This is a genomic window from Synechococcus sp. OH2 (assembly GCF_047462155.1).
In the GTDB taxonomy this organism is placed as follows: Bacteria; Cyanobacteriota; Cyanobacteriia; order Thermostichales; family Thermostichaceae; genus Thermostichus.
Map to the genome: position 1 here is coordinate 62,479 of NZ_JANSIR010000065.1, position 9,871 is coordinate 72,349.

The 9,871-nt window shown below is 61.9% G+C and carries 10 protein-coding genes; 6 read left to right on the forward strand and 4 right to left on the reverse strand.

Going from position 1 to position 9,871, the window contains the following annotated elements:
- On the forward strand, positions 1-933 hold a 933-nt coding region (locus NW835_RS05495), incomplete at its 5' end, for a potassium channel family protein (RefSeq protein WP_414414730.1).
- Here the strand turns inward: NW835_RS05495 and NW835_RS05500 are convergent.
- From NW835_RS05500 to accD, 3 genes are all read right to left on the reverse strand, one after another.
- The gene (locus NW835_RS05500) at positions 930-1,628 is read right to left on the reverse strand and encodes a class I SAM-dependent methyltransferase (protein ID WP_414333075.1); all 699 of its coding nucleotides are present in this window, start codon (positions 1,626-1,628) and stop codon (positions 930-932) included. The genes NW835_RS05495 and NW835_RS05500 overlap by 4 nt on opposite strands.
- Before the next feature lie 77 nt (positions 1,629-1,705).
- Positions 1,706-2,080: an STAS domain-containing protein gene (locus NW835_RS05505; protein WP_414333076.1), complete on the reverse strand. Its 375-nt coding sequence runs from the start codon at positions 2,078-2,080 to the stop codon at positions 1,706-1,708.
- Between the two features lie 290 nt (positions 2,081-2,370).
- Complete coding sequence (gene accD, locus NW835_RS05510) at positions 2,371-3,315, reverse strand: acetyl-CoA carboxylase, carboxyltransferase subunit beta (RefSeq protein WP_414366485.1); 945 nt, start codon at positions 3,313-3,315, stop codon at positions 2,371-2,373.
- 136 nt (positions 3,316-3,451) lie between these two features.
- Between accD and NW835_RS05515 the strand changes: the two genes are divergently transcribed.
- From NW835_RS05515 to NW835_RS05535, 5 genes are all read left to right on the forward strand, one after another.
- Positions 3,452-4,324 carry a tRNA (5-methylaminomethyl-2-thiouridine)(34)-methyltransferase MnmD gene (locus NW835_RS05515; protein ID WP_414414731.1) on the forward strand — a complete coding sequence of 291 codons (873 nt, stop codon included), beginning with the start codon at positions 3,452-3,454 and terminating at the stop codon, positions 4,322-4,324.
- A gap of 136 nt (positions 4,325-4,460) precedes the next feature.
- Complete coding sequence (locus tag NW835_RS05520) at positions 4,461-5,045, forward strand: hemerythrin domain-containing protein (RefSeq protein ID WP_414414732.1); 585 nt, start codon at positions 4,461-4,463, stop codon at positions 5,043-5,045.
- A 100-nt stretch (positions 5,046-5,145) separates the two neighbouring features.
- Positions 5,146-5,334: a DUF4089 domain-containing protein gene (locus NW835_RS05525; RefSeq protein ID WP_414333082.1), complete on the forward strand. Its 189-nt coding sequence runs from the start codon at positions 5,146-5,148 to the stop codon at positions 5,332-5,334.
- Positions 5,331-6,731, forward strand: a complete 1,401-nt coding sequence (locus NW835_RS05530) for an AtzE family amidohydrolase (protein ID WP_414414733.1) — start codon at positions 5,331-5,333, stop codon at positions 6,729-6,731. Before NW835_RS05525 ends, NW835_RS05530 begins: the two co-directional genes overlap by 4 nt.
- 291 nt (positions 6,732-7,022) lie before the next feature.
- Positions 7,023-7,799 (forward strand): hypothetical protein, encoded by a 777-nt coding sequence (locus NW835_RS05535; RefSeq protein ID WP_414414734.1) that lies wholly within the window; start codon positions 7,023-7,025, stop codon positions 7,797-7,799.
- Position 7,800: 1 nt separating this feature from the next.
- Here the strand turns inward: NW835_RS05535 and gcvP are convergent.
- The coding region (gene gcvP / locus NW835_RS05540; RefSeq protein WP_414414735.1) for an aminomethyl-transferring glycine dehydrogenase at positions 7,801-9,871 on the reverse strand (2,071 nt) is incomplete at its 5' end.

A 9,871-nucleotide genomic window follows, 5' to 3' on the forward strand; every position in this document is an offset into this window, starting at 1 on the left:
ATCGCGGGGTTGGGACGGCTGAGCTACTTGGTGCTACAGTTGTTGCGGCAAATGGGCTATGAGGTGGTGGTTGTGGAGCCCGACAGCGACAATCCCCTGCTGGCGGCGACGGAACGGGAGGGGGCGGTGGTGATCCGGGGCAACTACGCCTTGGCCAGCACGCTGCAACAGGCTCGCATCCAAAGCAGCCGCTCTTTGATCTGCACGACGCCTGACGATCTCACCAACCTCGAGACCGCCCTGACCGCCCACAGCCTGCAACCTGGGATCCGCACCATTTTGCGGGTCACGGATCCTGAGCTGGCGGCGCGGATGCAGCGGCATCTGCAGACGCTGGGAACCAGCTACAGCACCACGGCCCTGGGGGCGCGGGCTTTTGCTACGGCAGCGTTGGTGGGATCCGTTTACGGCACCTTGACTTGGGACGGGGAAACGCTGCTGGTGACGTTGCTGGAGGTCTCGGCCCATGACCCTTACCTGGGGCTATCCCTACGGCAACTGGCCCAGGATTACGACCTGGCGATCTTGCTGCATCACTCCCGACCGGGCCGGCCCTGTGTTTTTCCCAAGATCTGGCAGAAAGAGGGCGAGACCCTGTTGAAGCGGGGGGATCGTCTATACGTGATGGGGACGGTGGGATCCCTGATTCGCCTGGCCCAGGGACGCCCTCTGCCGCCGGAACTCTATCAAGTGCGGCTTTTGGAATACCGCAACCCCTACTTTGAAGACGAGATCCTCTCCACCTTGGCGTTTTATGCGCGGCTGCCCAAGACGGCCCTGAAGCCGCTGTTGCGCTGCCTGCCGGCGGTGGTGAGCCCCCCTCTCCCCCGCGACAAGGCCATTAAGTTGGCCCGCCAACTGCGCAAAATGAGCACCGAGGTGCAGGTGTTTGCCCAGGTGCAGGCCGAGCGGCGGATCCCTGAAGTCCTCTAGGGCTTTTCCGCCACAAGGCGCACAAAGCGATTTTGCCCGTAGAGCTCTTGCGCCACCACTCTCAAGCCAACCTTCTCCAACAGCCAGGCCAAGTCCTCAGCGCTGAAGCGGTTGTGCTCGTAGAAGTGGGTAAACTGATCCACCAAGGTGTCTAGGGATGTTTCCATCTGAAACAGTTGGGCTTCTGTGGCCGCATCGAAGTAGAGGCTAAGTGGGGCGCGCACCCAGTCCACCAGCAAAAACCGCCCCCCTGGCTTGAGCAGGCGCCGCACCGCTTGCAACAGGCGCACCGGCTGCACCATCTCGTGGATCACCACCACCGCCTGAGCCGCGTCAACGCTGCAATCTGGCAGGGGCAAATGGGGATCGTGGAGATCGGCCTGCAGCAGTTGAAGGCCAGGGACGCCTTTCAAGTCTGCCGCTGCCCGCTCCAACATGTAGGGCATTAGATCTACGCCAATGAAATGTCCGCCGGGGTAGCGCTGGGCCCACTGCCGGAGGACATACCCCGGCCCCGTTCCCAAATCCAGCAGGCAGGGCGCAGCGGGCAAGCAGGGCTCAACATGCTGCTGCCAAAACTGCCAAAAGGTCTCATTGAAGCGGCCAGGAGCAGTAGCCAGCATGCGCTCGCAAAAGCTGGGGCCACGGTGGTGCTGGTAAAGGAGCTGAAAGGTATCGAGGCCAGCTTGGGTCATGGCTGAGCATCCTCAACAGATCCTGGGAACAAAGTCAGAGGCGTAGGCAGGGCATCGCAGCAACTCAAGATGTCGGCCTAGCGAGCAGAGGAAGCGGTGGAGAAGTTGGCGATGGCCGTCTCCAGGTCGTCAAAACAGGTCAAGACCTTCTCCATCGAGGTGAGGCTGAGGACGAGGGCGACGCTTTCCGGAACGCAACAGAGGCTGAGGTTGCCGCCGGCAGTCCGGCACTTGCGCAAGGCCGAGATCAGCACCCCCAGGCCGGAGCTATCCATAAAAGTAACCGCCGACATGTCGATCAACAGGTTGTGGTAACCAAAATCCAAAACCTGCTGCAGCAACTGCCGCACTTCGGAAGCGACCTTGGCGTCAAAGCGACCTTCCAACGGCACAATCGCCAGTTGTTGCCCTTGCGGAGTTTCGGCGGTACGGATGCGTAGCTTAAAATCCATTGCTTCCAGTCAAGACCTCATGCCCCACCTTAGCACCATCGGTTGCTGCTATGACCCCCTCGGCAGAAAATCCCTCTTCTGCAAACAGAGAGGGTATCCTTCTTTGCCATGGCAACTTCCCACTGATTGAGATTGTCTGCCGGATCTAGGCGCGCTGTGCCGTTGAGGCAGCTACCCTCCCTTCCTCTTCAGCCAGGGAGCAATCCCTCACCCCCGGCCCCTCTCCCTTTGGGAGAGGGGAGCTAACTGCTCCGCCTGCAGACAAAGGGATCCAACCTTTACTTCCCGTCTCAGATCCTGGCGGGATCGAGGGCGTAAGTCGAATCGAGCGCGGCAAGGGACATGTGCAAGCGGGGTCGGTGCATGGCCAGCAACTGGGCCAAGCGCTTGCGCAGTTCAGTCCGCGGCACGATTGCATCGATGAGCCCATGGGCTAGCAAGTACTCAGCCGTCTGGAAGCCCTCCGGGAGTTTGCCCTTGCCAATGGTTTGCTCGATAACATTGGGCCCGGCAAACCCTATCTGGGCGCCGGGTTCGGCCAGGATCAAGTCTCCCAGCATGGCAAAGCTGGCGGTCACTCCCCCATAGGTGGGATGGGTAAGCACGGAGATAAACAACTGGCCGGCTTCGCGGTGCCTTTGCAGAGCGGCTGCTGTTTTGGCCATCTGCATCAGGCTGAGGATCCCTTCCTGCATACGGGCTCCCCCAGAGGCCGAAAAAAGGATCAGGGGTAGGTGATCGCAGGTGGCGCGTTCGGTGAGACGGGTAATCTTCTCGCCTACGACCGAGCCCATGCTGCCGCCCATAAAGCGAAAATCCATCACGCCCATCGCCACCGGGATCCCTTCCAGAGTGCCCAACCCGGTCAGGACGGCATCCTTGAGCTGGGTGCGCTCCTGGTAGGCGGCCAGGCGCTCGGCGTAGGGCTTTTGGTCGAAAAAGTGCAGCGGATCGGTGGGGGCCAGGTGCTCGTCGAGGGGCTGCCAGGAGCCGGGATCCAAAAGCTGCTCCAGCCGCTGCGGGGCTGTGATGCGATGGTGGTAGCCACAGCTTGGACAAACCTGCCAGTTCTGCTGCAGATCTTTGCTGTAGGTGAGAGCGTCGCAAGCTGGACACTTCTGCCAGAGGCCGTCGGCAATCTCTCGCACTTGCCGCTCTTTGTCGAAGGGGCTGCTGCCTGTCAAGTTGAGAGAAGTCTGTTTGCGCCGCTCGGCAAACCAATCCAGTAAAGACATAGCCGCTGAGGTACCCCCCTAGCTAGGGATGGCCAGAGCCGAATCTACAAGCCCTGCCGGTGAGCTGCGAAACTCATCTTAACGTTCTCAAGCTATCAAAGAATCGCCAAGCTGGAAATAGAAACTTGCAGTAGCCATGACCGCAGAAACCCAGTGGCAGGTGTTGACCACAGGGGATGGATCCCTGACCTTTTTCTCCCAGGAGTTTGGGCAGGCTTTTCACAACGTCAGCGGCGCCGCTCAGGAAGCGCTGGAGAAGTTCGTCCGCCCTTGCCGGCTGGATCGGCTGCCGTTGGAGCGGGATCCGGAGGATCCCATTTGTCTTTTGGATATTTGCTTTGGCCTTGGCTACAACTCTGGCCTGGCCTTGGAGACAATCTGGCAGGTGCGGCCCGACTGCCCTGTAGAAGTCATTGGCCTAGAGCGCTCCCCGCAGGTGCCCCGCCAGGCCTGGCAGGTGGGGGTGGGATCCACTTGGAGCTTTAGCCAGGAGTGGCAACACTTTATCAACGAGGGATCCTGGCAATCGCCGCGCTGGCGCGGAACGCTGCTGTGGGGAGATGCCCGCCAAACCCTGCTCCGGGTGCCGCTGGGATGGGCGGATGCGGTGTTTTTGGATCCCTTCTCCCCTTCCGTCTGCCCGGAGCTGTGGACGGTGGACTTTTTGCGGGCAGTGGCGGCGCGAATGCGCCCCGGCGGGATCCTGGCCACCTATTCCTGTGCGGCGGCGGTGCGAGCAGCCTTGCTGGAGGCGGGGCTTTTCATTGGCTCGACGCCGCCGGTGGGTCGCCCTTGGCCGGGCACGGTGGCCTCACCCCAACCGGATCACCTGCCGTCCCTCTCCCCCATGGAGCGGGAGCACCTGAAAACCCGCGCCGCTGTGCCCTACCGGGATCCCACCTTGCAGGGAGACAGAGCCCAAATTCGGCTGCAGCGCCAGCAGGAACAGCAAACTTCACCCCTTGAGCCCACTTCCGCCTGGAAACGCCGCTGGCTTGTGCAAGCCTAGCAACCGGAGGGCAGCTTTTGCCGGGGTTGCTGTCGGGGTGTAGCCAAGACACCTGCACCAGTCCCGTACCCTTACGCACGCTGCTGTCTCTTGACAAAGTTAAGCTAAGATAAAGCTTTTTCTCCAGGGAACTGCTATGTCTACACTGGTTGCCCTTTGTGCCGAACAGCACCGGGTTATCCTGCAGTTCTTGGCTCGTCTCTCTCGGGCCTCGGAGTTGGATCTGGAGCAGCGGCGTCTCTGGGTGCAAAGGTTGCGGCAGCGCCTCTCCCGCCACATTCAATTGGAGCGCCATGTCCTCTACCCGCTGCTCAGGACGGCTCTGGCAGCGGATCCCCAGCTCAGCAGCCAGGTCAATGGGCTGGAGCAACAGTTGCGGGATCAGATCCCGGAGCTGACCCGCTTTTTGCACCAGGCGGAGCGTGAGCCGCAGCAGTTGGATCCCTCTGCTACCCTTCACTTTTATCGGCAGTTGCGGGCCCAGTTTGAGCAGGAAGAGAAGCTCTTGCATCCCCTCTTTGCCCAGCGTGTTTCTCCCGCCGCCGAGCAACAGCAGTTGCGCCTGTTCCGCAAGCGCCTGCAGGCCAGTGCCCCCAGTTCTGCTGCCGGTCGTCGCTCCGGTTTAGAGGAATGGGAGCGGCAGGCCGTGACTCGCCCTGTCTTGCCCCGCGAACGCCTTTGGCCCCCGCCAGGTAGCACGGCGTCGACGGCCACCCCTTAACCGAGGACGGTCTTGTCTTTGGATTCTGCCTTGGGTAACTTTCTGCTGGTTTTGGCAAGCTGGCCTGTGGTACCTTTTCCCCAGACGACCCCTTGAACCGATGCAACCCTGGGATCCCGAAACCTACGTCGACTCGATGGCCCAACTGCTGCAACTGCCCCTGCATCCGGACCATCGGGCGGGGGTGATCGCAAACTTCGCCCGCTTTTTGCCCCTTGCTCAACAGGTACTGGAGTTTCCGCTGCCACCGACGGTTGAGCCAGATCCTACCTTCAACCCCCAGCCATGACCCCGGATCCCCCTCTTCTCGGCAGCGCCGACGGGTTCGCGATTGCCAGGGCCGTCCGCCAGGGATCCGTGAGCGCCCAGGCAGTGGTGGCCGCCTGTCTGGAGCAGATTCGCCAGCGGGATCCCCAGCTCAATGCCTTTACAGCCGTGCTGGAAGCATCGGCCCTGCAGGCGGCGGAGCGGCTGGATCGACAGGTGGCCAAAGGGATCCCGGTGGGCCCCCTGGCGGGGGTGCCTTTTGCCGTCAAGAACCTCTTCGACGTGGCTGGCCTCACCACCCTGGCCGGTTCGGCGATCAACCGCGAGAACCCCCCGGCCACCCAAGATGCCACGGTGGTGGCCCGCCTCAAGCAGGCAGGGGCAATCCTGGTGGGCACCCTCAACATGGACGAGTACGCCTACGGCTTTGTAACCGAAAATAGCCACTACGGCCCCACCCGCAACCCCCACGATCTCAGCCGCAGTGCCGGCGGCTCTTCGGGTGGCTCGGCAGCAGCCGTGGCCGGGGGCTTGGTACCTCTCAGCCTGGGCAGCGACACCAACGGCTCGATTCGGGTGCCCGCCGCCTTGTGCGGCATCTACGGCCTCAAGCCCACCTATGGCCGTCTGTCGCGGGCAGGAGTAGCCCTGTTGGCTCCCAGCTTTGACCACGTGGGCCCCTTGGCCCGTTCGGTGGCCGATCTCGCCCTCAGCTTCGATGCCATGCAAGGGCCGGATCCCCAGGATCCCGTCTGCGCTCGCCGCCCTGCGGATCCCACCTTTGGGCAATTGGGGCAAGGGATCCAAGGCTTGCGCATTGCCGTGGCCGATGACTACTTCCTGAGGGGAGCAGAGCCCCACATCCTGGCCGGCGTGGAAAAAGTGGCCCAGGCCCTGGGAGCCCAGCAAACGGTGCGGATCCCGGAGGCCGAGCGCGCCCGCGCCGCTGCCTTCCTGATCACGGCTGCCGAGGGAGCCAACCTGCACCTGCATCACCTGCGAACTCGTCCCCACGACTTCGACCCGGCGACCCGGGATCGCCTTTTGGCTGGCGCTCTGCTGCCCGCCAGTTGGATCGTGCAGGCGCAGCGCTTTCGCCGCTGGTATCGCCAGCAGCTTCAGGCCCTCTTTCAAGAGATCGACCTGTTCATCGCCCCCACCACCCCCTGCTCTGCCCCCTTGCTCGGCCAAGAGAAGATGGTGATCGCTGGGGTGGAAGTCCTCACCCGGCCCAACCTGGGTCTCTACACCCAGCCCCTCTCGTTTGTCGGCCTGCCGGTGCTGTCGGTGCCGCTGCGCGAGGGCGGATCCCTGCCCTTTGGCGTCCAACTGGTGGCTGCCCCCTACCAAGAGGCCAACCTGTTGCGGGCCGCCGCCCATCTGGAAGCGCTGGGGATCCCGGAGGCGCAGCCTGCCTGAGCCAGCAGAAGCCCTCTTTTGAACTATATCTAGTGTTTCAATTTTGAATCTTTTGCTCCAGACGCTAAATGTGTGATCCCCTCGATGGGAGTAAAAATGTGCTACTCTTAACGGCCGTTTTTGCCAGAGAGTTTGAATCCTGTCGGGGCAGGACGTGAGCTGCTTGCCTAGAGAGAGGAAAATCTTAAAGTAAAGTTAATCCCCCAGTTGTTGTAGCGAATAACCTCTTTTCCGGGTTGGGTCGATAGAATGAACGGCATAAAATAGACACGGCACCCCCACCTGGACATCATGGATCACCCCACTTCTCTGGCCCAGCGCTACATGGAGGTATGCAAGGCTTACCTTGCGCTCAACGAAGCCTTTGCCAAATTGGATTACTCCTACAGCCGCCTGCAGGAGAGCTTCAGGGAAATTCTCGGCCTAGCCAAGAAGGCTTTGGTTCAACTGCCTATTCTACGACAGCAGGTCGAACAGTTACAGCAGTGCGTCGAACAGAGGGATCGCTTGATTCGTTCCCTGCGAGAAGAACTGCAGGAGAAAGAAGCTCGACTAGGCGAGCTAATTGCCAACTATGACCAAGTCTGTTACGACCTGGACTCTACCAAGGCAGATCTGTTGAGCGCTCAGGCGTTGATTGAAAAACTGAAAGCAGAAAATGCCCAACTTTTGGAACAGGTGAGTCGCCTCACCAGTTTGGAGGATGAATTGGCAAGCTTAACAGAACGGCTGAACCAAGCAGAGGCAGCCCGCCAAGCGTTGGAGGCCCGCAACCGTGAGCTGGAAGCAGCTCTGGGAGAGCGAGATCGGCAAATGGATAGCCTGCAAGGGCGGTTGGTGCAATTGGAGCGAGAGAACGCCTCGCTGAAGGCGCAACTGTCTCAGGTGGCTGACCTGCTTACCGAGGCCTCGATCGAGCTCCTGCAAGAAACGGAGAGGGCTGTTGAGGCCGATAAGGAGGTGCTGCCGCAGGTGCTGGCTTCGCTGCCAGAGACTGAGCGCCTTGTGCAAGAGGCCGGGCAGCCCATTCCCTCTTCCTCAGAGCTGGACCAGCCGCAGGCAGCTTAATTCAGCCTTCCAGCCAAGGTTGACAGCTGCACACCAGGTGACGATCCCCATAGGCGTTGTCGATGCGGCTGACGCTGGGCCAGAACTTGCGCTCCTTGACCCACGGGAGGGGATAGGCGGCTAGGGATCGAGGGTAGGGGCGATCCCAGTGATCGGCGGCCACTACCTCGGCGGTGTGGGGGGCAAGTTTAAGGGGATTGCGCACGGGATCCATCTCGCCCCGCTCAATGGCAGCAATCTCCTGGCGAATGGCAATCATTGCCTCGCAGAAGCGATCCAGCTCTTCTAGGGATTCGCTCTCAGTGGGTTCCACCATCATTGTCCCCGGCACTGGCCAGGAGATGGTGGGGGCGTGGAAGCCGTAGTCCATCAGCCGCTTGGCTACATCCTCGACCTCAATGCCGGCGCTTTTCTTGAGGGGGCGCAGATCCAGGATGCACTCGTGGGCCACCCATCCCCCTGGCCCTTTGTAGAGCACCGGGTAGTAGGGATCCAGCCGCTTGGCGATGTAATTGGCGTTGAGGAGGGCCACTTGGGTAGCTAGGGTAAGGCCGGCGGATCCCATGAGGCGGATGTAGGCCCAGGCAATGGGCAGGATGCTGGCGCTGCCCCAGGGGGCAGCACTGACCGGGCCGTTGCAACCAGGCAAAAACGGGTGACCGGGCAAATGCGGCAGGAGATGACGGGCAACGGCAATGGGCCCCACCCCCGGCCCGCCGCCGCCGTGGGGGATGCAGAAGGTCTTGTGTAGGTTGAGATGGCAGACATCGGCTCCCAGCTCCGCAGGACGGCAGAGGCCCACCTGGGCGTTGAGGTTGGCCCCATCCATGTACACCTGCCCCCCGGCCTCGTGGATTATCTGGCAAATCTCGCGGATCCCTTCCTCAAACACCCCATGGGTGGAGGGGTAAGTAATCATCAGGGCGGCCAGCCGTTCCCGGTGCTGCTCCACCTTGGCCCGCAGGTCTTCGAGGTCGATGTTGCCGGCCCTGTCGCAGGCTACGCTCACCACCTGCATCCCGGCCATGACAGCGCTGGCGGGGTTGGTGCCATGGGCGGAGGTGGGGATCAGGCACACCTGGCGCTGGCTTTCCCCGCGGGCCTGGTGGTAGCGACGAATGGCCAGCAAGCCGGCATATTCCCCCTGGGATCCGGCGTTGGGCTGGAGGGAGACGCCGGCAAAGCCCGTGATCTCTGCCAGCATTCGCTCCAACTGGGCAAAGAGGGTTTGATAGCCGCGAGCTTGTTCCAGAGGCGCAAAAGGATGGAGCTGGGCAAACTCCGGCCAGGTTATGGGCAGCATCTCGGCTGTGGCGTTTAGCTTCATGGTGCAGGAGCCCAAGGGGATCATGGAGTGGACAAGGGAGAGATCCCGGCTCTGCAGGCGGTGGATATAGCGCAGCAGCTCCGTTTCCGAGTGGTAGCGGTTAAACACCGGATGGGTGAGGTAGGGGGTGGTGCGCAAGAGCTGAGGCGGCAGGCTTTGGTGGGGATCCGAACTCAGGCCTTCGGGATCCCAGGCTGGCTCCTTGGAGCCAGCGAAGATTTCCCAGAGATCGCGCAGATCTTGAGAGGTGGTGGCCTCGTCCACGCTGATCCCTAGAGTTGTCTCGTCGATCCGCCGCAGGTTGATGCGCCGCTGGGCGGCCCGCTCTTGGATCTGGCCGACCTGTTCGGGGGACTCTGCCTTCACCCAAAAGGTATCGAAGAAATACTCTGGCCCCACCCTGTAGCCCAGATCCCGGATCCCGGCGGCTAGGTGATGGGCCTGGCGATGGATGCGTTCGGCAATTTGCCGCAGGCCGCGCGGGCCGTGATAGACGGCATACATGGAGGCCACCACCGCCAAGAGCACCTGGGCGGTGCAGATGTTGCTGGTGGCCTTGTCGCGGCGGATGTGCTGCTCCCGCGTTTGTAGGGCTAGGCGCAGGGCCGGCCTGCCCTGGGCATCTTGGGAGATCCCCACCAGCCGCCCCGGCAGCAGCCGTTTGTGGGCCTCGCGGGTGGCAAAGTAGGCAGCGTGGGGGCCGCCGTAGCCCAGGGGCACCCCAAAGCGCTGGGTGGATCCCACC

Excerpts from the sequence above, each read along its gene's own strand:
- NW835_RS05515 (WP_414414731.1), top strand. The coding sequence starts at position 3,452 with ATGACCGCAGAAACCCAGTGGCAGGTGTTGACCACAGGGGATGGATCC.
- accD (WP_414366485.1), bottom strand. The coding sequence starts at position 3,315 with ATGTCTTTACTGGATTGGTTTGCCGAGCGGCGCAAACAGACTTCTCTC.
- NW835_RS05520 (WP_414414732.1), top strand. The coding sequence starts at position 4,461 with ATGTCTACACTGGTTGCCCTTTGTGCCGAACAGCACCGGGTTATCCTG.
- NW835_RS05530 (WP_414414733.1), top strand. The coding sequence starts at position 5,331 with ATGACCCCGGATCCCCCTCTTCTCGGCAGCGCCGACGGGTTCGCGATT.
- NW835_RS05535 (WP_414414734.1), top strand. The coding sequence starts at position 7,023 with ATGGATCACCCCACTTCTCTGGCCCAGCGCTACATGGAGGTATGCAAG.
- NW835_RS05505 (WP_414333076.1), bottom strand. The coding sequence starts at position 2,080 with ATGGATTTTAAGCTACGCATCCGTACCGCCGAAACTCCGCAAGGGCAA.
- NW835_RS05525 (WP_414333082.1), top strand. The coding sequence starts at position 5,146 with ATGCAACCCTGGGATCCCGAAACCTACGTCGACTCGATGGCCCAACTG.
- NW835_RS05500 (WP_414333075.1), bottom strand. The coding sequence starts at position 1,628 with ATGACCCAAGCTGGCCTCGATACCTTTCAGCTCCTTTACCAGCACCAC.